Raw genomic sequence first — 24980 nt, 5'->3', positions numbered from 1 at the left:
TGGTGGAAGCCGTATGAAAATAATCCCCGGTTTCGGGGATTATTTTTGCCTGATGGAAGGCTAGAGAGAGGCGCCGTCGCACGGCTGCCGGGCCTGCGCGCAGACTTCCCAGCCACCACCCAGCGCCTTGTAGATGCCCACAACCGCCAGGCGTTGTCGGGTACGTGCGGCGGTCAGGGCGCGTCGGCTGGCGTAATCGGCGCGCTCTGCCTCAAGCACATCCAGGTAGACGCCCTCGCCCTCCGAGAACCGCGCCCGGGCAAGCCGCGCCGCCTCGCCGTTGGCCGCCGATTCGAGCAATCGCAGCCTCAGGGTACTGCTCGCAGCCCCGTGGGCCTTGAAGGCATCATCGGTTTCCTGCAACGCGCGCAATACCGTCTGGTCGTAAACGATCAACGCCTCCCTGGCGCGTGCCTCGCTGGCGGCAATCCGGGCACGTACACGCCCGGTGTCCAGCAGCGACCAGCGAATCATCGGGCCGATAAAGCTCGACAACGCGCCCGCGCCACTCATCCCGTCGAGGCTTCCGGTGACCACACCGATGGAGCCCTGCACCTGCACCTCAGGATAGAGGCCCGCCGTCTCGACCCCGATTTGCGCCGTGGCGGCCGCAAGGGCGCGTTCTGCCGCGGCAATGTCGGAGCGCCTCCAGAGCAACGCGGTGGGCTCACCGACGGCGATCGTGCGCAGGGCCAGCGCCTGATCCCCAGGCTCGGCGGCCGGTGGTGTGAACCGCTGCGGCGGCTCGCCCAGCAGGATCGCCAGGGCGTTGACCGAGGCATCACGCCGACGCTCCAGCTCGGGCACGCTCACCTCGACCGAGCGCAACAGGGCTTCGGCCCGCAGCCGGTCGAACTCGGTGGCCGCCCCGGCGTTCACCTGGCGTTCGACCATGCTCAGGCTGTCGCGCTGGCTTTGGCGGGTATCGGCCGCAACCGCCAACTCGGCCTCGATGCCCCGCAGCTCGAACCAGGTGGCCGCCACCTCGGCCGCCACACTCGCCTGCACCCCGCGCAGCAACGCCTCGCGCGAACCGGCCTGGGCGCGTGCGGCCTCCACCGAGCGGCGCACGCGGCCGAACAGGTCGATTTCCCAGGACGCATCGACCGCCCCCCGATAGGTTTCGTTCTGCCGCGACTGGCCAGCCGGTGTCTGCACTTCGCTCCAGCGGCGGTTCTCGTAGCTGAGCGCAGGGCCGCCACGCGGAAGGAAACCCTGGCGGCTTTCGCGCAACATCGCCCTGGCTTCTTCGAGCCGCACGGCAGCAATCGCGATGTCATGGTTGGCGGCAAGCGCCCGCTGCACCAGCCCGGTCAATGCGGGCTCGTCAAAGGCACCCCACCACCGGGCCTCGACGCTGCCGGGGCCAAGCCCGGCAGGCAGCTCATCGAAGCGTGCGGGAAGCTGCGTTGCCGGCAGCGACGGCGCAACGTAGTCGGGGCCCACTGCAGCACACCCGGCCAGCAGCATGAGGGTGGCCAGGGGCGCCAGAACAGCTCGATAGCAAAGGCTCATGAACGGCGCTCCTCCAGGGCAGGCTGGGCTGTGGGCGTGTGCCGCTCGAAGCGGGCCGCCAGGCCACGGATCACCACATAGAAAACCGGGGTCAGGAACAGGCCGAACAGCGTCACCCCGAGCATGCCGGCAAACACCGCCACCCCCATGGCCTGGCGCATCTCGGCACCTGCGCCGCTGGCAAGCACCAGCGGCACGACGCCAGCGACGAAGGCCAGGGACGTCATCACGATCGGGCGCAGGCGCAACCGGCATGCCTCCACAACCGCCTCCAGCACACTCGCCCCCCGCGCTTCCAGGGTACGGGCGAACTCGACGATGAGGATCGCGTTCTTGGCGGCCAGGCCCACAAGCACGATCAGCCCGATCTGCACGAACACGTTGTTGTCGCCCTCCATCAGCCACACCCCGATGATCGCGCTCAACAGGCACATCGGCACAATCAGCAGCACCGCCAGGGGCAGCAGCCAGCTGTTGTACTGCGCCGCCAGAATCAGGTAGGCCAGCAACACACACAGCGGGAAGATGAACAGCGCCGAATCGCCGGCCAGCTTCTGCTGGTAGGTCAGGTCGGTCCATTCGAAGGTCATGCCTTCAGGCAGCATTTCCCCAGCCAGACGCTCCATCAGCGCAACCGCCTGCCCCGAACTCACGCCCGGCATCGCGCCCCCCGAAATGTCCGCCGAGGGGTAGCCGTTGTAGTGAATCACCCGGTCCGGGCCGGAGCTTGGCGTAACGCTGACAAACGCCGACAACGGCAGCATGGCCCCGGCCGCATTGCGCACCTGCAGGCGGCCGATGGCTTCGGCCTGCATGCGGTGGTCCGTGTCGGCCTGCGCAGTGACCTTGTAGGTGCGGCCAAAGCGGTTGAAGTCGTTGACGTACAGCGAGCCCAGGTACACCTGCAGTGCCTCGAACACATCGGTCAGGCGCACGCCCTGGCTCTTGACCTGGGCCCGGTCGATGACCACGTCGAGCTGCGGTGCATTGATATCGAGGCTGGTCATCAGCCCGGCCAACTGCCCCGACTCGGTGGCCTTCATCATCAGGATGCGGGTGTGCTGCACCAGGGCCTCAAGCCCCGCGCCGCTGCGGTCCTCGACCTGCATCTTGAAGCCGCCGGTGGCACCCAGGCCGGGCACCGGGGGTGGCGGGAACACCCCAAGAAAACCATCGGGAATACCCGCGAACCTGGCCTGCAGGCGCCCGGCAATGGCGGTTGCAGCCAGGTCCGGCGAGGCACGCTCCTTGAACGGGTCGAGCATGATGAACATCACCGCGGCGTTGGGCACATTGACGAAACCGTTGATCGAAAGCCCCGGGAACGCCACCACGCTTTCGACGCCCGGCTCGGCCAGGGCCAATTGCGACATCTGCCTGGCCACCGCTTCGGTGCGGTCCAGCGACGACGCGTTGGGCAACTGGGCGATAGCCACCAGGTAGTACTTGTCCTGCATCGGTACAAAGCCCGGTGGCACGGCATTGAAGCCGAACGCGGTCAACCCCAGCAGGCCGACGTACACCACAAGCACCAGGCCGCTGAGCCTGGCCACCTTGCGCACCGTGTTGCCATAGGCCTGCGGTGCACGCTGGAACGGCCGGCCAAGGGTGCCGAGCAACCGCCGGGCACGCCCGCGCAGGCTGCGGGGGTCGGGGGTGTTGCCGTGCTGGCGTGGCTGCAGCAGCAACCCGGCGAGTGCGGGGCTGAGGGTCAGCGAATTGACCGCCGACAGAATCGTCGAGATGGCAATGGTGAGTGCGAACTGGCGATAGAACTCGCCCTGCAGGCCGCTGAGGAACGCCGTGGGGATGAACACCGCAGCCAGCACCGAGGTGATCGCGATGATGGGCCCGGTCACCTCGTCCATGGCAAGCCTGGCGGCCTGGGCCGACGCCTCGCCGTTCTCGATATGACGCTCGACGTTCTCCACCACCACGATGGCATCGTCCACCACGATCCCGATCGACAGCACCAGGCCGAACAACGACAGGGTGTTGAGCGAAAAGCCCATCAGGTGCATGACCGCAAAGGTGCCCACCAGCGACACCGGCACCGCCATCAGCGGGATGAGCGACGCGCGCCAGTTGTGCAGAAACAGCACCACCACGATCACCACCAGCATGATCGCCTCCAGCAAGGTGATGGCCACCGACTCCAGCGAGGCCTGCACGAACACCGTGGGGTCATAGGCAATGCGCGAGGTGAGCCCCGCCGGGAAGTTCGCCTCCAGCCGCTGCATGGTTTCGCGCACCGCCTGGGCAACGTCCAGGGCATTGGCGCCCGGGCTCTGGATGATCTGCAGCGCAACGGCCGGTTCGCCATCGAGCAGGCTGCGTAGTGCGTAAGAGTCGGCGCCCATCTCGATACGGGCCACATCGCGCAGGCGCGTGACCTGACCGTCGTCGCCGGTGCGAATGATGATGTCGCCAAACTGCTGCTCATCGGTCAGCCGCCCCAGGGTGTTCACGGTTACCTGGAACGCGGCGGTGGCGTTGGGCGCCTGGCCGACCGATCCCGCCGCCACCTGCACGTTCTGCTCGCGCACCGCTTCGATCACCTCGCCTGCGGTGAGCCCGCGCGCGGCGATCAGGTCCGGGTCGAGCCACAGCCGCATGCTGTACTCCCCGGCGCCCCACACCAGCACATCGCTGATGCCGGGCAGGCGCGACAGTTCATCGCGCACCTGAAGGTAGGCGTAGTTGGACATGTAGAGCGGGTCGTAGCGTTTGTCGGGAGACAGCAGGTGAACCACCATCAGCATGTCCGGCGAGGTCTTCTGGGTGACCACGCCCTGGTGCTGCACCTCTGCCGGCAGGCGCGGCAGAACCCGCGAAACGCGGTTCTGCACCTGGATCTGGGCAATATCGGCATTGGTGCCCTGGGCGAAAGTGATGGTCAGTACCATCCGGCCATCGGTGGCAGACTGCGACGCCATGTACAGCATGCCCTCGACCCCGGTAATCGCCTGCTCCAGTGGCGCGGCCACGGTCTGTGCGATTACCTGGGGGTTGGCCCCCGGATAGGACGCCGTCACCTGCACGGTCGGCGGCGTGACCGCCGGGTACTCGCTCAGCGGCAGCTGGAAGAAGGCGACGATGCCGGCAATCATCATCAGTATCGAGAGGACGATGGCAAAAATGGGACGATCGATGAAGAAGCGCGGGAATGTCATTGCGCCGCCCCCAGGGTTTGCTGCGCCGTGACGGGCGAACCCTCGATCGAGGCGGGCTGCGGCGTAACCTGCATGTCTGGGCGCACCAGGCCCTTGACCACGATGCGCTCGCCGGGCTGCAGGCCTTTTTCGATCACGCGCAGGCCCTCCACCATCGGGCCGAGTTCGACCGGGCGGTACTGGGTCTTGTCGTCCTTGCCCACTACCAGTACGTAGCGGCTGCCCTGGTCGGTCGAAATCGATTGGTCCGAGATCAGCACCCTGGCCTGTGGCGTGCCGGTCTCAAGCTTCACCTTGGCAAACAAACCGGGCGTCAGCTGCCCGTCGGGGTTGTCGACCACCGCGCGAACACGCAGCGTGCCGGTGTTGCGATCGGCGACGTTGGCCAGAAAATCGACGCGGCCGGGCCGCGCGTACTGCTTGTCGGTGGCCAGCGCCACACTCACCTTCGCCGCCTGCGCGCCCGCGCCAGGCCGGCTTGATGCGAGCGAGCGCAGGTACGTGCGCTCGTCCACATCGAAGTACACATGCAGGGGGTCGACAGAGACGATGGTGGTCAGTGGCGTCACCCCATTGGTGACGTAGTTGCCTTCGGTGACCAGGGTTTGCCCTACACGCCCACTGATCGGTGCGGTGACCCGCGTGAAGCTCAGGTCGAGCTTTGCAGCGTCCAGCGCGGCCTTTGCGGCATCGACCTGGGCCTGGCCCGCATCGAGCGCCGCAATCGCGCTGTCGAGCCGGTCCCGCGCAACGACCTTTTGCGCATACAGTTGCCGGGCTCGGGCATGGTCTGCCTGGGCCAGCAGCCACGCCGCACGGGCCTCCTGCAGGCGTGCAGTGGCGGCGTCGAGCGCGGCCTGGAAGGGCCGCGGATCGATGACAAAGAGCTGGCTGCCCTTCTCTACCATGCGGCCCTCGGGCACGCTCACCGCCTGAATGTAGCCGGCCACCCGCGGGCGCAGTTCGACCCGCTTGATCGCGGTCAACGACCCGGTGAATTCGGCATGGGGCATTACCGGGCGCACGATCACCTCGGCTACCGGAACACTGGGAGGCTTGGCGGGTTCAGTCGCGGGTGCCGTCTCCTTGCACCCGACGCTGGTGAGCGCGACGCTTAGCGCCGCAGTGAAAAGGGTTACGCGTTTGACGTTCATCACATGGCCTTTCGCACGAGTGTCGACCTGCTTTGCGGGGGCAAAGCAACGTTCGCGTACTTATCCGACTTGCCACGTTTGGAAGGTCAAGGGTTTTCTGACATTGGCCATACCCTGGCGTCAGAGCCACACAATCCGGTCCTTGCCCATGCTCTTGGCCACGTACAGGGCACGATCGGCCCGTTTCAAGGTGTCCTCGTAAGCGTGGTCCTCGGGCAGCATGGCCGTTGCGCCAATGCTCACGGTGACCACCGTGTCGCCTGCCCAATAGTGGCTCAGCTCTTTGCGAAAGCGCTCATGCAGACGCTCGGCAAGCTGCAGCGCCTGCTCGCGCTCGGTATTGGGCAGGCCCACCACAAACTCGTCGCCACCCAGGCGGCAGGCGAAATCCGTTGCGCGCAGCGCGCAACGACATATCTCGGCCACCGCCTGGATGATCTGATCACCGGCGTGATGCCCCTGGGTATCATTGATTTTCTTGAGGTTGTCCAGATCGAACAGGAACACCGACGTCGGCACGCGATAGCGTGTCAGGGACTCGTGGTGCAGTTTCAGGTCATGTTCGAGCTTTCTGCGGTTGAACAGACCGGTGAGCTGGTCGGTATCGCTCAGTTCCCTGAGCCTGACTTCCAGTGTGTGCCGTTCGGAGATATTGCTGGCGACCCACAGCACGACCTCCTCTTCGTCCACCCTGAAGTTCAGGGCCTGGATGCGCCCTTCGAACCAGATGGGGTCCTTGGGGCCCTCATCGGGCAGGCCCTTCACGTCCCTGTTGCTCAGCTCGTACTCGGCGACCAGCAGGTTTCCCGTGGCCAGTGCCCGGGCAATCTGCTCCAGAAACCAGTTCGCCTTGTCGGCATTGATCAGGTCTGAAATATACAGGCCGATCAGGCCGGACCCATCGTGGTAATAACGCGCGTCGCGGCCACCAAACACCGCAACGTACTTGCCACTGCGCGACAGAATGAAGGCAGGGTCGGGCAGCGCATCAAGAATCAGGGCCATCTGTGCGGTGTCGATCATGAAGCACTTCTTCTGTGCCGATTGATGAATGGCGTAACGGTAGCCAACAATACCATTACGCCATCATCCGCAACATGGGCCTTGCGGATGCCACCAACGCCGCACGGCGCTTGCGACAGAAACGTTATCGCGTGTGCTGTGCCAAGCGTTTCCGGCCCCCTGCCCTACCTACAGCCCCTAGATCGACACCAACACATCGCACTGCGATTCGCTCAGCACGTGCTTGGTGACGCTGCCCACCAGCAGCTCTTCCAGCGCGCTTTCGCCCTGCTTGCCGACCACGATCAGGTCGCAGTCCAGCTCCTGCTCGGTTTCCACGATCCGCCAGGCTGCGTCGCCGTGTGCAATGATCTGCCGAGCATTGGGCAGGCCGGCGGCTTCGCTCAGGGCCGCAAGTTGCTCCACGGCATCCTTCTTGATGGCGTTGCGGTAGTGCGTGAGGGTGTCCTGGTCGATGTAGGCAAAGCGCATGCTGCCCTCGAAGGGCGCTTCGAACGCGTGCATCAGAATGATTTCGGCCTGCGGGGCCACGGCTTTTGCCAGCTCGATGGCACGCAGCGACGAAGGTGAAAAATCAACCGGCACCAGCACGCGGCGGTACGCCTCGCGCGGGGCCTGTTTGACCACCAGCATCGGGCAGTGCATGCGGCTCAGCATGCGCTGCACGGTGGAGCCCAGCAGGCGGCGCGCCAGGTTCTGCCCCTTGGCCCCGCATACCAGCAGGTTGGTGTGTTTGTCTTGCACCACACGGGTGATTTCGGTAGCCACCGAACCGGGCGCGACCTGTGTGCCAGCGGAGATGGCGTAGCGGTGGAACAGCATGGCAGCCACTGCACGCAGGTTTTCGCCGGCACTTTCCAGCACGCGATTCAACAGGTTGTCATCGGGTACCACAACCTGCTTGAGGCGCTCGTAAGGCGCGGGGTTGGCAACGTAGAGAAGGTCCAGCGCGGCATGCTGCGCCTGGCTCAGGAGTGCGGCCCGCTCTGCTGCGTTGCGCGCAGAAGTGGACAAATCGGTGGCAACCAGTACGTGCTTCAACGGGCTCATGTGGGGCTCCTTATGCAATGTGGCGCATGCGGATCGAGGCGTTGGCCTGCTGTCGGTCCGCTCCTTTCATGCCGCCATGGTCTCCCGAACGCTATAGGCGGCGGCTTGATTTGCGTCAACCTCAAGGCCAGGCATCTGGCTGCGGCAACAAACTGCAACATGTGGGCAGGGTTCATCAGTGTGCTGCCTGGTTTGTCCTGAACTTGGGAGGGAGGCAAAAACCCGGCAGAGCCGGATGGATGCTTTAAGATCGTGCAGTGTTGAAGGCAGCTGACATCGTTCAGCTTTCGACGCGCTCAACACTCAACAGCAATGAGCCAAGGGGAGAACAACATGGCAGTGGATAAAGCTTGCCCGGTGGTGCTGCGCAGCCGCGAAACGTTGGAGATTCTGGCGTTCGCGCATCCGTTGGCGGGCCTGCAGTTGGTCAAGGGAAGTGTGGAGCCAGGTGAGCCGAGTGAAGACGCTGCTGTACGAGAACTGTTCGAGGAAGCCGGAATTAATGGCACGGTGGGACGAAATCTTGGCGTGTGGCGCGCTGAGGTAACCGGGCATGTGTGGGCATTTCATGAGTGTCACGTCACCCACGAGCTTCCCGACACCTGGGTTCACTTTACCCAGGATGACGGAGGGCACGCGTTCAGGTTTTTCTGGCATCCACTCCATAGCGAGCCATCCGACGCATGGCACCCACTCTACAAGGATGCATTGAGCTTCCTTCGACTTGGCCTCACTGAAGCACGCGTGCCCGGCTAGGCCCAGGTACTTGTCGAGCCTCTCTTTTTACGCCAGGTGGGCATCCAGAGCTGGCAGGGGTTGAGCCGCACACGCGGCCCCCTCAAGATTGACGTCAGCCCATGCGCCGGGCTGCTAGCAAGGCTGAACCGCCATTCGGTTGCTGACCTTGCGCCCCAGCACCAGCACCGTGACAAACCCGCAGCCCACCAGTGCCGTGGCCAGGCTCAGCAGCACCGAGCTGCCCATCTGGTCGACGATGCGCCCGCCAAAGAACGACCCCAGCGCGATGATCACCTGAAACAAAGCCACGAACAGCGGCATGCCGCGCTCGACATCCTTGGGCGCCACCACGAACATCCAGATGCTGGCGCAGGCCGGAAAGGCACCGAAGGCAAAGCCCCACAGCGCGATCAGCATCACCGCACCGGTCATGCCGGTGGCAAAGTAAGGGAACAGCGCCGTGCTGACGGCAATCATCAGCGCCACCAGCATCAGCGTGTAACGCACGCTGCGGTTGGCGGCAAACCCGGCGAAGACATTCCCCAGCACCCCGGCCACGCCATACAGCAACAGCAGCGAGCCAATGGTCGGCCCATCGAAGCCGGCGCTTTGCTTGAAGAACGGTGCCACATAGGTGTACGCGGCAAAGTGCGCCAGGCCGATCAGCAACACCGCAATCAGGCCGACCCGGGCCTGCGGATTGATGAACAGTGCCGGCAGGTCACTGATGCGAATGGCCTTGTCGGGGTTGAGCCGCGGCAGCAGGAACACCTGGGCCAGCAGCACCGGTACACCCACCAGCGCGGTCACCAGGAAGGTCATGCGCCAGCCCATCAGGCCACTGAGCCAGGTGCCGACGGGCACGCCCAGCACGGTGGCCAGGGTCACACCCACCATGATGATCGAGGTGGCCTGGGCTACCCCCACACCCTTGGGGGCCAGGCGGCCGCTGAGGGCGATGGCCGTGGCCCAGAACCCGCCGATGCTCACCCCCAGCAGCACACGGCCGAACAGCAGCAGGCTGAAGTCGGTGGCGTAGGCCACCACCGCATTGGCGATGATCATGATCAGGGTCAGGCCGATCAGCAGGTAGCGCCGGTCCATCGCGCCGATGCCCACCGACAGCAAGGGCGCGGCGAGTGCGGCCATGATGCCGGGCAGCGTCACCATCAGGCCGGCACGACCGGCACTGATGCCCAGGTCGCTGGCGACATCGTTGAGTACGCCCACCGGCAGAAATTCGCTGGTCACCAGGGCAAAGGCGCCCACCGCGACCGAGAGAATCGCCAGCCACTGCTGTTTGACGCTCTGTTGATTGTGTTCGGGAAGGCCGCTAGGGGCCTGGCTTGCGCTTGGCATGGTGCTGGGTTCCATGGGGGAAATGACGCCTTGAGCAGGCGCGGGAAGCGGGGAAAAATCGAAGGCGATTATACAAGCGGGTTTTACCGCGCCGACAGGCGGGCCCTTTGATAGTAATCATCAGCGCTATCGATGAAAGGCCCGTAGTAGAGCAACTGCTGCAGGCCCATGCAAGCTTGGCCCAGCTTGCCGGGCATGCCAAGCCCCGGTACCTGACGCAACATCCGCCAAGGCCCTGCCCAGCGTCTCAAATAATTTGAACCGCCTCTGGGCGAACTCGCCTAATGATCAGCATGTGGATGATCCCACAGGCAACGTGCCAATACCGGCAAGCGCTATCAGAGGTGGTCAACGTGGCTAAGGACGAGAAGAAAAGCAAAGACGGGTCTTCAAAAGCCAGCAAGGATTTGAAAGACAAGAAGTCATCATCGGCAAAGAAATCAGCTGCGGCATCGGCTCTTTCCAAAGCCTCTGAAAAGAAAGAAAAGAAAGACAAGAAAAAAGATGCCGAACCCAAGAAATCTGCAAAAAAATCGGACAGCAAGCCAGAGAAGGCCAAGAAGTCGGACAAGGCAGATAAACCTGCGAAAAAGAAAAAGTGACGGTTGCGATTGGCCAGGGCTTCATGCCCTGGCCTTCTCACGCTGAATCGCGCTCCCGTCACTGAGAGATGATCGCCTTGGGTCCAGCGCCCTACAGCGACTCAAGAAACGCCCGAATCGCCGCCCGTTCCTTCGCCCCCAGCGTTACATAGCGCTGCCGGGCCGCTTGCGCTTCACCGCCATGCCACACGATGGCTTCCTCCAGCGTGCGCGCTCGGCCGTCGTGCAGGTAGCCACTGCCGGGGTTGATCCGCTCACCCAGCCCAAGCCCCCACAGCGCAGGGGTGCGCCACTCGCGGCCGTTGGCGAGAAAGTCCTCACGGCCATCGGCCAACCCCTCGCCCATGTCGTGCAACAACAAATCGGTGTACGGCGCGATCCGTTGCTGGCTCAGCGCCGGGTACAGCGGGTGTGTGCCCGTGACCAGTTCGGGCCGGTGACAGGCCGTGCAGCCAATCGCGGCAAACAGTTTTTCACCCTGCACAACCGCAGGCTCGGCCTGCTGCCGGCGCGCAGGCACGGCCAGGTGGGCGAGGTAGAAATGCAGGTCACCAAGCTGCATCGCGTCCAGCTCCGGCTCGCCGCCGTGGGGCGCCTGCGCGCAGGCCTGTTGGGCAGGGGTGCAGTTCTGCTCAGGAGCCAGCGTGGAGGTGATGCCCAGGTCGCCCAGCATGGCGTGGGCGATCTGTTGGCGCAGGTCGGGCTGGTTGGCCTTGAGGCCAAAGCGGCCCGCCTCGGCACGCTGTCGCTCCACACTCCACACCTGATTGACGCGCCCGGTCACGCCGTCGGGCTTGGCTTCAGCCGCCATGGCCTGCAGCGTGCTGGCCTCGATGGCCTCCAGCAAACCGAGGCCGAATACCGGCGAGCCCACCCGCGCCGAGGTCAACACCCCGTCCAGTGGCCCATAGGCCAGCTCGCGCAGTTCGACACGCGGCGTGCGCAGCATCACGGTTTCGCCATCGCCCAGCGGCACCGCGTGTTCCTGCCAGTACACATGGGCCCGCCCTTCCCCCGGCACGCCGGGCACACCTTGGTCGTTGAGCTGGTCGCCATACACAGGATGAGGCTTCGGCCCGCCGTGGGCATCGCGGCCCGGCACGGACAGGCGCAGCAACAGGCTGCGCATCGCCTCCCCCTGCTGCGGCGCCTGGCCACGACCGTTCTTGGGGTGGCAGGCGATGCACGACACCCGGTTGTACAACGGCCCGAGCCCATCCACCGCTTCATCGCGAGACGGTGCGACCACCCACGCCTGCCGGAACAGGCTGCGCCCTCGAAAGAAGCGCTCCAGCTGGCCTTCGTCCAGCCCGGCGAAGGGCTGGGCGTAGGCTTCACGGTTGACCGCGGTGTGGGTGACATCGGCGCTGGCGAGCGCGCTCACCAGCAAACCGATCGACAGCCCGGCGATGCGCACAACGGTCACTGACCCAGCCCCTCCAGCAACCGCGCCGCCTCTGCCCGCTGCAGCGCGGCCTGGAACTGCCAGGTGATCTCGGTACGGCCCAATGCATCCTGGTCGGTTGCCGGCTCGTGGGCCATGCCCTTGTCCTGACGTGCCGCGAACAGGCCCAGCAACGGCTTGGCCTCGGCTTGCCCGGCAGTCAGTGGCGGCGCGGTCAACAACTGACGTATGGCGGCTACGTCATGCCCCGCCGCTTCGGCCGCGTGCAGCCGCGTCCAGAGTTCGTTCAGCGCCTCGTGGGGCAGGCCCAGCCATTGGGTGAACAGCGAACTGATCAGCGCCAGGCGTTCGCGCGAGCTGCCGTTGCCGTAGTCATAGGCGCCGTGCCCTGCGGCAACGAACGGGTCGTGGTACTGCGCGGGCAGCTGCGCATACACGCTCGGGCGCACCGGCAGCTTGCGAATGTCGGCATCGGCCAGCAGCGCCTGCCCGGCGTCGGACAACACGTACCGTGCGAACGCCCGGGCACCGGCCGGCGCCTGGGTGCTTGCGGTAATGGCGATGAATGCCGGGTTGAGCCCACCGTGGGCCGGGTACACGAAGTCCACCGGCTCGCCGTTGGCCTTGGCCGAAGCGACGAAGAAGTCGATCGACAAGCCAACCGCTGCCCGCCCGCTGGTGACCTCGTCACTCACCAGCGTACCGCCGCGCGTGACCAGCCGCGCCTGCCCGGCCAGTTCGCTCCACAGCGCCCAGCCGCGCTCCCAGCCATAGGCGCGCAGCACGATATCCAGCAGCACCGGGGCAAACCCGACCCGGCCCGGGTCGGGCAGCGCCACCCGCCCGCGCAAGCGAGCGTCGAGCAGGTCGGGCCAGTCCTTGGGCGTGGGCACGCCCAGCTCGGCCAGCGACGCGGTGTTGATGGCAAAGCCGTAACCTGCCAGCTCGGTCGCCTGGTACAGGTTTTTTTGATCACGCAACGCCAGGCCGCCGATCTGCGCCGGCAGGCCCTCCAGACTGATACCCAGCGGCTGCCAACTGCCCGCCTTCGCCAGCCGGGTGAAGTTGCCCGGCGACGGCGCCCAGTACACATCCACCCCGCCCTGTCTGGCTTGCAGCAGGTAGGGCAAGGCATCGAAGCCCTGGCGCCAGAGGACCTGCAGGCGATACTCCGGGTGGGCCTGGGCAAAGCCATCCTCCACCCGCGTCATCACCTCCTCGGGGTAGCTGGTCATCACCACCACGCTTTGCGGGGCCGCGCTCAGCAGGCCGCTGAACGCCAGCAGCAGGCCCGCCAGCCAGCGGTTACAGCGGCACATTGAATTGCACGAAATATTGACGGCCCATTTCCGGGTAGCCCTCGCTGTACTCGTACAGGCGGTCGAACAGGTTGCGCACGCCGCCCTCGATCAGCACGTCGTTGCTGAAGCGGTAGCCGGTCTTGAGGTTGTACACCGCGTAGCCCGGTGCCATCTGGGTGGCGTCGGAGGTGTTGTAGCGACGCGAGGCCGCCTCCACGCTGGCGGTGTGCTTCCAGGCGTCGAGGTTCCACGAGGCCGAGCCGAACAGGCTGTGGCGCGGGGTGTCGGTGGGGTGCAGGTCGCGGTCGCTGCGGTTCTCGCGGTCGAGGAAGGTGTAGTTGGCTGCCAGCTCCCACTCGCCCAGGTCGCCGTTGATGCCCAGCTCCACCCCCTGGTTGCGCGCCTTGGCAATGTTCTGGAACTGGCCGCAGGGCGCGGCGCAGTTGTCCTGCGCGGGCACGGTGACCTTCTGGATGGAGTCTTCGATATTGGCCACGAACAGCGCCGCGTCCAGCTGCCATTGCGGGGCAACCTGGCCGCTGTAGCCGAACTCGTAGTGCGTGGCGCGTTCGGACTTCAGGTCCGGGCTGGGGATGACCGTACCGAAGCGGGTCGAGTAGCGGTCCTTGATGGTCGCAAAGCGGCTTTTGCGCGCCACGGTGAGGCGCAGTTGGCCGTTGTCATCGGTGCCCAGCAGCGGGTTGGTGTTGGCGAACAGGCCGAGCTGCGCGTTGACCGCGTCGTTGCTGCCGGTGGGTTCGTCGTACAGCACGGCCTGCTTGGGCGAGCTGGCGGTGGTGCCGTAGTTTTCGGCATCCAGGCTCTTGCGGTAGTTGTAGGAAACGCCGCCCACCACGCTGAAAATCTCGTTCAGGCGCAGGGTGTCTTCCAGGGCAATCGACTGGGTCTGGTCGCGAAAGTGGGTTTGCGGGCTGTCGCCATCGCGGGAGCGGTGCACGTCATCCTTGAAGTGGTAGGCGATGCCCAGGCGGTTGTTTTCGGTCAGGGCCAGGTCGGCTTCCACCGAGAAGCCGGTGCTCTCGTCGTCGTACTTGCTCGGGAAGCCCTTCTGCAGGTTACCCACCACGCCGTTGCGGTAGGCGAAGCTTTCCAGCGAGTTCTTGAAGGTGTCGTGGTACACACGGGTTTTCAGAAAGTGCTCGCCAAAGCCGGTTTTGGTGGCGATGAACACGCTGGTGTTGTCCGAGCGCGGCCACTCCCACCAGCGTGCGCGCTGGCCGGTCGGCGGCAGCTTGCCGGCATAGGTGGGCTGGCCCTTGCTGCCCTCCTGCTGAACGTAGCCGAGCACGTATTCATCGGTTTCGTTGGGGGTGAAGCCCAGCTTGAAGCTGAACTTGGTGTCGCGGTGGTCGCTGTTCTCGCGCCGGCCGGTGCCTTGCTGGTTGTTGGTGGGTTTGAAGTCGTCGGGCAGCAAGGTGTAGTCGTAATCCACATACGACACCCCGCCCTGCATCCACCACGCGCCCTGGTTGGAACCCACGTTGGCGTAGGTGCGGTAGGCGTTCACGTTGCCGTGATCGGTCAGCTCAAGCCCCCCGCCCACTTCGCCTTCGAATTCCTGCACCGGGCGCCGGGTAACCAGGTTGATCGCCCCGCCCAGGGTGTTGGGGCCATACAGCAGCGAGGCAAAGCCCTTGTCCACCTGGATGCGCGACAGGTCGTAGGTGGTGAAGCGGCCCAGGTCGATGTTGCCGTCGTAGGGCACGTAGGTGGGGATGCCGTCGATATACACCGGCACCTGCAGACGATCGAAGCCGCGCACGAACACCACCTGCTCGGCGCGACCGCCGATATAGCCCAGGTTGACGCCGGAGGCCAGGGTGAGCGCGCTGGCGACGGTTTCGCGGTCGTGCAGGCGGATGTCCTTCAGGTCGATGACCGAGCCGCCGGTGGACAGGGTTTCGTCCTGGGGCGCGGAGATCTGGATTTCGCCGAGGGTGAAGGTGTTTTTCTGCTCCGCGAGGGCGGATTCAGCGCCCAGGGCTGCGACGGCAACCATCAGGGCGTGCGGTGTTAGCGGCTTCATTGCTGCTCCTGTGTCGGCCTTGACGTAGGCGGCGCCCGGGCGACGTTGTGTATTATTTTATATAGCGACCGACGGTTTTTCTGGTCACGACCTCCCCAGGAGGTGATCAGCCGGTGGTTGCTTTAGGGGGAAAGCGGGATGGCGCAGGGCCAAACGGCAGGAATGCTAGCGTTGTTCACAGGACGTTACAACGCTATACATAAAAATATATAGCGAATTGACCAACCCATAAGCGGGGCTTCTAGCGGCTTTGCGCTCGATGGCAAGGTGTCAGCGGAGTGCCGGCAAGCGCATCGAACCCCCTACCCCTCAGGCACGCGCTACATCATCTGTCGAGGGATGGCATAAATACGTACAAGTTCCTCGTTGCAGGCGTGGTCAAAGAACCTGCTCTCTAGAAAAACGAAGCTCTCAACGAAGCCGCAGGTCGTGAACAGCTGCTTGACCTTGGTCATTTCCATTGAGTCCGTTTCAGGTTGATTCTTGATAAGCGTTTGGCGAAGTGCGCTGGCTGCGGTACTTGGGTATATGAAGAGTTGGGGCACCAACGTGGAGCCACCGCTGGCATCGAAGCGTGTGAAGGTGATGGCAGTCAGCTCTAACTGCCTTTGATTGCTGCGGGCGAGTGCACGTACGGTATTCAATACGAAAACAGCAAGCCCCAACAGAAAATCCGAGATGTCTTTTTTCTCGAGTTTCCTTTGTAATTTTTTTAATCTGCTGTCCCGTGAAATGATGGGGAATTCTTCAAAATCGTCGAACGCGCCCGTCAGGCAACGCAGATCATTGTAGGCTTCTTTTTTTATTATCTTTGCGTACAACCCGTGTAACTTCATCTATTTGAATCTCAGCATACGTATTTTTAATGTAAAACACCGGGGCGCGGCATTGCATATTCAATCCACGCGAACAACTAATCGGGCTCTGCCCACTAAATCGCCCTACCACGGATCATAGTACCGATACCGGTTGTAATGCAGCCAGGTCTCACGGTTGTGATACTGCCCCTGAAACCGTAGCGGGTTACCCAGTCCTACCTGCTTCGCCCAAGCCGACCACTCCTCATGCACCTCACCAGCGTGCTCGCCGCATTGACCGCCTGGATCAGCTTGCTATTGCCGGCATAGGCAAAGCGCTCGGTCTGCGGCTGGACACCCAGGCTGGCGGTACGTCCGGCCAGCCGTCCCATGGGGTCAAAAAGTAGTTCATCACAACGATGGCCGCCCTACCAACAGGGCATTTCTCGCATATTTTCGATGAACACTAGGCGCCCTTCATCGCCTACTAAGTTTTCTAACTTAGTCAAGAAACCATCCATGTCTTGGGAGATCAAATAAAATGCCCCCCAGCCATGCTCTTGCGCACATTGAGAAATCCCAAAATATGCGCAAGAAGATAGCAGACTTTCATACAATGGTTCTTCAATCCGGCTGTCATCTTGCAGGAAGTGTGACAACTCAGAAGGCTTTGGCTTTTCAGTGTGCCTATAGCGGGAAAGAATGCTGTATTTTTTCATGGCTAGCACATGGCGCTCATGCGAGGCAACTAAACTGCTAAATGCGCCACCTTTATCTTTGAAGAAAAAATTCGGCATGCCTCCCTTGGGGAATACTCCTGGATGATCAACACTGCCTGAGCCGCGTAAGCAGTAACACTCTCCTAACAATTCATCTAAAATACTTTCAGCTACCTGATTCACATCGAACCCCAGCTTACCATTCGGATCACGCGCCATTACAGCAGAAAGCTCATCATTACCATTTGCCGGTAGTGAAGATATACGCTCATTGGCGTATTTTTTTAGATACTTAAATTCCGATCTGCAAATCAAAACTTCGAACATCCCAGCTACCCCGGATAAGTAAATACTATGACTTCGCCTTTCTTGTTTTTCGCGTGCACATGCGGCCCGTCGTGATGAGCAGGAAATCCTTCGCCTACCATATGAGGGTGCCCGTCTGGGTGATCAAAAACTAGCGGCTTAGCGCCTTCTTCCTTCCGTCCTAGCGTACTTCCTCTAGCGCACAGACATGCGTAATTTTTCCCCCTGCTTTCAGAATTAAGCTCGGCAACTAGAATATCCTGCCTATCGAGGCAAACATAAAATTGACCTGAAAACTCATGCGCCTTGTAGATTTAACACAAATAGTCGAAGCCCGTCACGGCATGATCATTATTAGCGAGCGCGAATGGTTCATGTCCTGCTCAAGTTCACTTCATCCCTGCTGGTTATTCAGCTACGGCCCTCATTGAAATTTCACCTTCGACATGCTCCACCCGACTAGCCCTATTTCTGTTTATTTATCCACTCAGACATCTTCTCATGAATTCTACGAAGAATATCTGTGCTGCCAAAAATACAAAAACTTTGTGAGTTGTCGGATTTTCTATCCAGCAATGTAGTTTCGACTATCTCGCTTGCAGTGCCTTTAACCAGAAATTTTTTTTTGCTGTCTCCCTGAACGCCGCATGGGCATGCTTTGTCTATAAATTTTTCGGCTCGTTTGAATGTGTCCTCCCTAACTTTGAGATGCCTCTTTGCTTAGCTTGTCTTTCAATTCTGTGATTTTCAACTTTGCGCCCTCTGCTGTGAGTGGATTTTCTTTGTTCCAACTCACCGACTCTTCAAGGTTTTTCCTTGTGCTTGAATACGTCCCCTGTGTGCGGCCAAGCCTAAAGGATCAATCCATCCGACTGGGCTAACGACGTACCTATATAGGTTCAGGCCGCCGTAATAGCTAATATCCAGAATGTGCCGCTTTGAGTATTTTTCTCGTTACGACCTCATTAAATAGATTGAAATTTCCTAAGCTCAACCACTAAATATAAATACACCTCAACTATAAACTCCCCCCTCTACAAACCAAGATCTCACCATGATCATTCTCAGCCAACATCCAAGAAATATTTTCATCGACCACGTAATACTCAAAAAAACGACAACTTTCAATAATGTCCTGAACTTTATTCAATGGAATAAAAAATACAAATTTTTCCTTGTTGTCATCATCCACCACAAACCAAACTTTATCATTACCCGCGGGAAATATTTCAAGCAAGTTTTGATAGCCAGAATTGTCCGGAAAGCTATACACTTCCGGCTTACTGACCAGTGATAACCACCAAGCCCTAGGGGTTCCTGAGATGAATCTCTTTTCAATCAAAGAAGTAACTCTTTCTTTATCTTCGATTTCGTTAGGACTCAGCCCCTCTGAAACCAATGCAGCAGACAACTCTGACCTCAAATTTATTTCTTCACTCTCACACATAACTTTACCTACTTCTTATCAGGCCGGTGAGGATGTAGCTCCAGCCGGACAACATATTTTGCAAATCCTCAAAAGTGCTGTATTGCAGCGCACTCAAAACACCAGATGCTGTATGCATGCACTTTTAACAGAGTCTAGTCGCCCCCCAATAAACGCCTTAGCCCAACCAATCAACAACCCAACCCGACTCTGCAAAGTACTTTATCAAACTCTCTTTCGACTCAATCCAGTCATCAAACCCCACGCTGAAATCATATTTATTTGAGGTTAATACATAATAACCGTCCGTATCACCCAAATCAAAAATCACCTTAACATACAACCCCGCATCGTGACCGCTGACAACTTTACCGACTACGCCTAGAGGTGGCATCTTCATCATCACTCGCAAGTAAGTAACTTGCCCTCATTACACATAACGGGCGAGCAGAATCATCCCTGCCTGCCTAGTGCGGTTTTAGACTGAAATCTACTTGAGGCTCGTTATTTTCTTCGGATGAAAGCCCTATGGTAACGAATATCTCCCCCGTATCTTCATCCAATATATATCGTGCCAAGGCATGCTCCGCACCAAATTCTTTCAAAATCTTAGAGTTCCAGCTTTCAGATACTATTACAGCAACCTCCATGGCCTGATCAAACGAAAGCTTGTCGAATACGCCCGTTATCTCTAGCAGGTTCACCCAGAACTGAGTTTTACCAGGCGTGCTTTTCACATCTAAATGTTGTTGGTATAGCTCGGCATCAAACAACTCAACAACAAAAACCTTGCCATCTAGCATTTTGAACGCCGGCCATATAAGTCTAGCGAACCAAAGAATAAAATCGCCTGCAAGCTCGTGCGACTTATAAATTGAACACAAACAATCAACGCCCGTCACAACATGATCATTATTCGCTAACGCAAATGATTTATAATCATATGATTTGAAATGGTTTGACTCATTCACCTTTTGGAACCTCATGTGGGAGAGGTGCTAATACACGCCCCTGGTGGATAAGAACCCTACCATCTGGCGTGGACTCTTTTTTGCTTATTTAATATTCGGCCTAGGAATATTTCCGTGGTCTTTTCCCGACACACGGTACTGCTTCCACGTATCATCCCCATAGTGTGTCGTTTACTGGCCATCAGTCCGCAACTTGACTAACTCTATGATCAACATCAGGGCATAACTATCTCAACGTTGCACGCGGTGTTTTTTCGTTTACTGCAACCGCCCGACTAACTATTGGATGCTCGTTGCGCTACAACTTGATTAGCACCTCTCTCCCGACGTCTTCATTGCAATGCCATGTCTCGTATTGCAATGTTTACTGGCGAAGAAAAAACCCAATAACATCATGAGAAATTGTATTGCTTTGCGTGATGTACTTGTCATGATTTATCCTTTCGGCCCTTTATGCTTCTCCTTCATTACATCGCCATATTCATTGAGGATTGCTCACCTGGCGGCTGCATTTCTTTTAGAAAATGCCAACTCCTAATGGGAACTTCCACACGCTCTATTTAGTATTGATTGAAGATTTGATTTTTTTCCTAGAAGCCTCCATATCATCAAAAACCGAGTCGACAATAGAAATTCCTTCTTCAGCAAGGAACCTATCGACTTCACGATCAATAACCCCTAAAAAACACGATAACTAGCTTCGGCAAAAAACGCCCCTGATAAAAAACAGAAAGCACTTCTCCTTTAATCTTAAATAATAACGCAAAAGATGAATCAACTCCGATAAATTCAAAAGACCTTGTGTTTTTCAATTCCACCAAGCCATCAATTAAGGAAGTAATTGACAAATATATCATCATCCGAAGTCTTGAATCTTCCTTGGAGTCTATACCTTGATCGCCAGAGGAAAGCCTCATATCCCCCATGTCAAATCCTTCTGGCTCACCGTCCTCCTCGGATCTCGAAATGTAGAACTCCATAATTATTAGCCTCCTCTAACAGGGGAAACCGTAATTGTCCTATTTCCATCATGAGAGTCGAATACACCACGAACCCGGTCGGTGCGACCATTTATTTTTATGCGCTTCTCATAGATTTGCATTCTGCTACTAGGATCAGAAACTCCGTTACCCTTTTTCACAAGACACTCACATGCCGTCTGAATTTGTTCTTGCGTTGTCCCCTCAGGAAACAGGTCGCCATGGCCCCCTGGATGGGTGCCACTCACATGCCGCTCATCAATATGTTGCCAGCCTTCTTTTCGATTGCCAGGATCAATACGAGGTTTAGCTACTTTTCGCCCCGCCAAACCCAATGGATCAACGCAATCCGTCGGATTTAGTGCGTATTGGTACAGGGTCAACCCACCCGAATAACTAATCGGGTCCTTGCTAACAAACCGTCCAATCCCAGGATCATAGTACCGATACCGGTTGTAATGCAGCCCAGTCTCCCGGTCGTGATACTGGCCCTGAAACCGTAGCGGGTTACTCAGCCCTACCTGCCTTGCCCAGCCCGACCGCTCCTCATGCACCTCCCCCACGCCTTGTACTGCCCCGCCCACGCCACCTCACCCTTGTGGTCGGTCAGCTCCATCGGCGTGCCGAGGTGATCGCACTGGTACCACGCAATCGCATCAAACGCCTGCGGCTGCATGTGCGTGTGCCACAACGGGTCTTGGTCGAAGTCGTAACTGCGCTGGCTCCAGTCCGGCTGCTTGTGCAGCCGCACCGGCCCCCTGCGCAGGGCTTGGGCCACCGGCACAAAGCTGCCCGGCTCATACAGGTAATGCACCGTGCGGCCCGTATCGCCTTCATCACGCGGCGGGGAGCTTTCCCACGCCAGTGTGTAGCCGTCCCAGCCAAACAGCGTGAAGCCACAGTCCAGCTCACGCTGGCGCTTGGCCCGTTCAAGCTGATTCCAGCCCGTGCCGGCCTGCGGCTTGTTCGAATAATGCGCAACCGAGTGTTTGTGCAATCGCCGCCAGAGGGCGTCATAGCTGTACTCGACCTTGAGCTTGTCGTCACTGTGGCTATCGTGGATATCGGTCAGTTGCCCGGCAGCATCGGGCTAACCGTCCGGCCGGGTTCCAGGCCTGGGTCTGCATCAGCCTGTTGCCCTGATGGCGCACCACTTCACGGTGCAGGTCATCGCACTCGTAGCTGAGTATTTCGTGATGGTCGAGCTTCATGACCGTGCGATCGTAGGCAAGCTCTCGGACTGCGACTAATCAGTCAGGTGAGTCGTACGTTCGGCCAGCCACGCAGGTCAATATTGCGTTGACCGCACTACCAACAAGGCATATCCCGCATATTTTCGATAAACACTAGACGCCCATGATCACCCACCAAGCGTTCTAATCTGTTAAGAAAATAATCTATATCATGGGAAATCAAATCAAACGCCCCCCACCCGTGCTCTTCCGAGTGCTGTAAAATCCCAAAGTACTCGCACGAAGACAGCAAGTGTTTATATAGTTCATTTTCGAGGCGACCACCATCCCTCATAAACTCAGCCAGCATGGAAGGCAGAGGCACTTCAATATGCTTATGCCGGGAAATGATATTATATTTTTTTAAACTCAATACATAACGCTCATGCTCCACCAACAAACCATTGAACGCACCACCTTTATCTTTGAAAAAATAATCTGGCATTCCACCCTCACGCCGTTCTCCTGGGTGGAAAATAGTGTCAGGAGCATCAAGGCAATAGCACTCGCAAAGTAACGCTTTCAGGATACTTCGCGCCGCTGGACTAACGTTAAACCCCAACAACCCATTTGTACCACGAGCCATAACAGCAGCAAACTCATCCTCATCACTCGCTGGCAAAGAAGATATAAGATCACTGCCTCCTTTCTTGAAATATTTGAATTTCGACCTGTGAACCAAGATATCCAACATTTTCCCAATCACCCTGGATAAGTAATCACTAATGTTTCGCCTTTTTTGTTTCTTGCGTGCACGTGCGGCCCATTATGATGCTCAGGAAATACTTCCCCCACCATGTGAGGGTGCCCATCTGGGTGATCAAAAACTAGCGAAGTATCATTTCCTCTTCGCCCAAGCATACTTCCTCTAGCGCACAGGCAAGCATAATTTTTTCCTTTACTCTCATCCCTAAGGATATCTGTAGTGATTTCCTTACCTCCTCGACCAACCCTCGGAACTTGAGCATGCTGCTGTGCAAGCCTCAACGCATGCGCACGGCTTCTCGCAGCAACAACTTTCTCCAGTCCGAGTGGGTCCGTCCATTCGACAGGGTTTGCTGCATACAGGTAAAGATTTAATCCACCCGAATAACTAATCGGGTCGTTGCTAACAAATCGCCCAACCCCCGGATCATAGTACCGATACCGGTTGTAGTGCAGGCCAGTCTCCCGGTCGTGATACTGCCCCTGAAACCGTATTGGGTTACTTAGCCCAACCTGCCTTGCCCAGCCCGAGCGCTCCTCACGCACCTCCCCCCACGCCTTGTACTGCCCCGCCCACGCCATCTCGCCATTGTGGTCGGTCAGCTCCATTGGCGTGCCCAGGTGATCGCACTGGTACCACGCAATCGCATCAAACGCCTGCGGCGGCATGTGCGTTTGCCACAACGGGTCCTGGTCGAAGTCGTAACTGCGCTGGCTCCAGTCCGGCTGCTTGTGCAGCCGCACCGGCCCCCTGCGCAGGGCCTGGGCCACCGGCACAAAGCTGCCCGGCTCATACAGGTAATGCACCGTACGGCCCGTATCGCCTTCATCACGCGGCGGGGAGCTTTCCCACGCCAGTGTGTCGCCGTCCCAGCCAAACAGCGTGAAGCCACAGTCCAGCTCACGCTGGCGCTTGGCCCGTTCAAGTTGATTCCAGCCCGTGCCGGCCTGCGGCTTGTTCGAGTAATGCGCAACCGAGTGTTTGTGCAATCGCCGGCCGAGGGCGTCATAGCTGTACTCGACCTTGAGTTTGTCGTCGCTGTAGCTCTGCAGCCGGTCGAACAGGTCCCAGGTGAACTGCGCACGCACGCCGTTGTGCAGCCGTTCGGCGAGGTTGCCACGCTCGTCATAGCTGTAGTGCGTGCCGGCGTATTTACGCAGCAGGTTGTCCATCAACCTGTTGCGTTTCGGGGCCTGGTCCAGCGGGCGGTTGAGCTGCTGCGTCTTCTCGTCCAGCAGGTTACCCGCCGGGTCGAAGGCGAATGTCTCCACCCCCAGGCGACTGCTGGCCTGCAACAGGCGACCGACAGGGTCGTACTGGTAGGCCAACTGACCACGTCGGCTGTCGTGAATGTCGGTGAGTTGCCCGGCGCCATCGTACTGGTACTGACGCTTGAGCAACGTGGACTTGCCGTCGTGGCTGCCTAGCAGTTGCTCCTGCAGCCGTCCGGCCGGGTCCCAGGCCTGGGTCTGCATCAGCTTGTTGCCCTGATGGCGCGCCACTTCACGGTGCAGGTCATCGCGCTCGTAGCTGAGCATGTCGTGCTGGTCGAGCTTCATGCCCAGCAGGTGGCCGCTGCCGTAGGTCAGCCAGCTGACCGTATGGCCATCGGGGCGTACGGTCGCGATGCGCTGGTTCAGCACGTCGTACTCGTGCGTCCACACCGCCACCACCGGCTGCTGCAACCCCAGGTAATGCTGATGCTCGCGGGTCAGATTGCCCGCCTCGTCATGGAACCACTGCAGCTGGCTTGCCGCGTTGATCGCCTGGATCAGCCTGCCGTTGCCGTCATAGGCAAAGCGCTCGGTCTGGGACTGATCACCCAGGCTGGCGGTACGCTCGGCCAGCCGACCCATGGGGTCGAAACGCAGGTCTATGCGGCGCTGGCCGACCTGGGTCGAGGCCAGGCGACCGCTGTACGGGTCGTATTGATAACGGGTGGTCAGGCCATCGAAGCCGGTCTCCTGCAACAGGCGACCGACCGGGTCGTACACGAAGCTCGCCTGGCTGGTGTTTTCGTTTTCCAGGCCAATCAGCCGGCCCAGCTTGTCCCAGCGGTAGCGCAGGGTGTGCTCGTTGGCGTCGACGCGCTCGGCCAGAAGCCCGGCGCCGGAATAGGTCCAGGTGGTGCAGCGGTCGAGCGCGTCGAGGTACGCCAGCAGACGGCCTTCGGCATCACGCTCGAAGCGCTCTTCGGTGTTGTCGGGGTGGGTGACCCTGGACAGTTGCCCGGCCTTGTACTCATAGGCGGTCGAGTTGCCCGCTGCGTCGGCGAACTGCACCAACTGGCCGAAGTCGTTGTAGGCCCACTGGCTGGCTTTGCCTGAGCAGTCGGTGTACTCGAGCAACTGCCCGGCGTCGTTGTAGGCCAGCGCCTTCTGGTTGCCGTTGGCGTCCTTGATCGCACTTACCAGGCCGCTTGGGGTGTAGGCAAATTCGGTCTTGTTGCCCAGCGGGTCGACCGTCTCTACCAGGT

At 59.7% G+C, this 24980-nt stretch carries 20 protein-coding genes and 1 pseudogene; 2 read left to right on the top strand and 19 right to left on the bottom strand.

Annotation, left to right across the window (positions count from 1 at the left end; genetic code table 11):
- Nucleotides 1-60 precede the first annotated feature (60 nt).
- The 5 genes from QMX96_RS10020 to QMX96_RS10000 form a co-directional block, all read right to left on the bottom strand.
- Nucleotides 61-1515 (bottom strand): TolC family protein, encoded by a 1455-nt coding sequence (locus tag QMX96_RS10020; RefSeq protein ID WP_282361699.1) that lies wholly within the window; start codon nucleotides 1513-1515, stop codon nucleotides 61-63.
- Nucleotides 1512-4688, bottom strand: a complete 3177-nt coding sequence (locus QMX96_RS10015; RefSeq protein ID WP_282361698.1) for a multidrug efflux RND transporter permease subunit — start codon at nucleotides 4686-4688, stop codon at nucleotides 1512-1514. Before QMX96_RS10015 ends, QMX96_RS10020 begins: the two co-directional genes overlap by 4 nt.
- Complete coding sequence (locus tag QMX96_RS10010) at nucleotides 4685-5842, bottom strand: efflux RND transporter periplasmic adaptor subunit (RefSeq protein WP_282361697.1); 1158 nt, start codon at nucleotides 5840-5842, stop codon at nucleotides 4685-4687. Before QMX96_RS10010 ends, QMX96_RS10015 begins: the two co-directional genes overlap by 4 nt.
- 120 nt (nucleotides 5843-5962) lie before the next feature.
- Complete coding sequence (locus tag QMX96_RS10005; RefSeq protein ID WP_282361696.1) at nucleotides 5963-6865, bottom strand: GGDEF domain-containing protein; 903 nt, start codon at nucleotides 6863-6865, stop codon at nucleotides 5963-5965.
- A gap of 177 nt (nucleotides 6866-7042) precedes the next feature.
- Nucleotides 7043-7915, bottom strand: coding sequence for a universal stress protein (locus tag QMX96_RS10000; protein ID WP_043859950.1), 873 nt, complete (start codon nucleotides 7913-7915; stop codon nucleotides 7043-7045).
- A gap of 333 nt (nucleotides 7916-8248) precedes the next feature.
- On the opposite strand from QMX96_RS10000, the gene QMX96_RS09995 reads away from it, so the two are divergent.
- Nucleotides 8249-8671 (top strand): NUDIX domain-containing protein, encoded by a 423-nt coding sequence (locus tag QMX96_RS09995; RefSeq protein WP_078480302.1) that lies wholly within the window; start codon nucleotides 8249-8251, stop codon nucleotides 8669-8671.
- A 114-nt stretch (nucleotides 8672-8785) separates the two neighbouring features.
- Here QMX96_RS09995 and QMX96_RS09990 read toward each other — a convergent pair whose 3' ends face one another.
- Complete coding sequence (locus QMX96_RS09990) at nucleotides 8786-10012, bottom strand: MFS transporter (protein ID WP_258658893.1); 1227 nt, start codon at nucleotides 10010-10012, stop codon at nucleotides 8786-8788.
- 353 nt (nucleotides 10013-10365) lie between these two features.
- Here QMX96_RS09990 and QMX96_RS09985 point away from each other — a divergent pair, with 353 nt between their 5' ends.
- Nucleotides 10366-10614, top strand: a complete 249-nt coding sequence (locus tag QMX96_RS09985; RefSeq protein WP_231390615.1) for a hypothetical protein — start codon at nucleotides 10366-10368, stop codon at nucleotides 10612-10614.
- 91 nt (nucleotides 10615-10705) lie between these two features.
- Here the strand turns inward: QMX96_RS09985 and QMX96_RS09980 are convergent, their stop codons facing one another.
- The 13 genes and pseudogenes from QMX96_RS09980 to QMX96_RS09920 form a co-directional block, all read right to left on the bottom strand.
- Entirely contained in the window at nucleotides 10706-12040 is a 1335-nt protein-coding gene (locus QMX96_RS09980; protein WP_282361695.1) for a di-heme oxidoredictase family protein, read from the bottom strand.
- Complete coding sequence (locus QMX96_RS09975; protein WP_078480300.1) at nucleotides 12037-13338, bottom strand: extracellular solute-binding protein; 1302 nt, start codon at nucleotides 13336-13338, stop codon at nucleotides 12037-12039. Before QMX96_RS09975 ends, QMX96_RS09980 begins: the two co-directional genes overlap by 4 nt.
- Entirely contained in the window at nucleotides 13325-15367 is a 2043-nt protein-coding gene (locus QMX96_RS09970) for a TonB-dependent receptor (protein ID WP_282361693.1), read from the bottom strand. The genes QMX96_RS09975 and QMX96_RS09970 overlap by 14 nt, the downstream gene beginning before the upstream one ends.
- A 320-nt stretch (nucleotides 15368-15687) precedes the next feature.
- The gene (locus QMX96_RS09965; protein ID WP_282361691.1) at nucleotides 15688-16203 is read right to left on the bottom strand and encodes a hypothetical protein; all 516 of its coding nucleotides are present in this window, start codon (nucleotides 16201-16203) and stop codon (nucleotides 15688-15690) included.
- 105 nt (nucleotides 16204-16308) lie between these two features.
- Nucleotides 16309-16437, bottom strand: coding sequence for an RHS repeat-associated core domain-containing protein (locus QMX96_RS09960; RefSeq protein WP_349016785.1), 129 nt, complete (start codon nucleotides 16435-16437; stop codon nucleotides 16309-16311).
- 155 nt (nucleotides 16438-16592) lie between these two features.
- Nucleotides 16593-17210, bottom strand: a complete 618-nt coding sequence (locus QMX96_RS09955) for a hypothetical protein (RefSeq protein WP_282361690.1) — start codon at nucleotides 17208-17210, stop codon at nucleotides 16593-16595.
- Between the two features lie 997 nt (nucleotides 17211-18207).
- Nucleotides 18208-18636: a DUF6756 family protein gene (locus QMX96_RS09950; protein ID WP_255001309.1), complete on the bottom strand. Its 429-nt coding sequence runs from the start codon at nucleotides 18634-18636 to the stop codon at nucleotides 18208-18210.
- A 157-nt stretch (nucleotides 18637-18793) separates the two neighbouring features.
- Nucleotides 18794-19015: a hypothetical protein gene (locus QMX96_RS09945; RefSeq protein ID WP_063611984.1), complete on the bottom strand. Its 222-nt coding sequence runs from the start codon at nucleotides 19013-19015 to the stop codon at nucleotides 18794-18796.
- A gap of 67 nt (nucleotides 19016-19082) precedes the next feature.
- Complete coding sequence (locus tag QMX96_RS09940; RefSeq protein ID WP_282361689.1) at nucleotides 19083-19586, bottom strand: hypothetical protein; 504 nt, start codon at nucleotides 19584-19586, stop codon at nucleotides 19083-19085.
- Nucleotides 19587-20254: 668 nt separating this feature from the next.
- The gene (locus tag QMX96_RS09935; RefSeq protein WP_282361688.1) at nucleotides 20255-20566 is read right to left on the bottom strand and encodes a hypothetical protein; all 312 of its coding nucleotides are present in this window, start codon (nucleotides 20564-20566) and stop codon (nucleotides 20255-20257) included.
- A 326-nt stretch (nucleotides 20567-20892) separates the two neighbouring features.
- Nucleotides 20893-21777 (bottom strand): annotated as a pseudogene (locus tag QMX96_RS09930) (RHS repeat-associated core domain-containing protein); the annotation flags it as partial.
- Between the two features lie 97 nt (nucleotides 21778-21874).
- Nucleotides 21875-22492: a hypothetical protein gene (locus QMX96_RS09925; protein ID WP_146095004.1), complete on the bottom strand. Its 618-nt coding sequence runs from the start codon at nucleotides 22490-22492 to the stop codon at nucleotides 21875-21877.
- An 8-nt stretch (nucleotides 22493-22500) separates the two neighbouring features.
- Nucleotides 22501-24980 (bottom strand): RHS repeat-associated core domain-containing protein (locus QMX96_RS09920; protein ID WP_282361687.1); only part of this gene is annotated, 2480 nt, incomplete at its 5' end.

The organism is Pseudomonas sp. PS01300, assembly GCF_029960155.1.
Taxonomy (GTDB): Bacteria; Pseudomonadota; Gammaproteobacteria; order Pseudomonadales; family Pseudomonadaceae; genus Aquipseudomonas; species Aquipseudomonas palmensis.
This window is presented reverse-complemented; position numbering and strand designations above follow the sequence as displayed.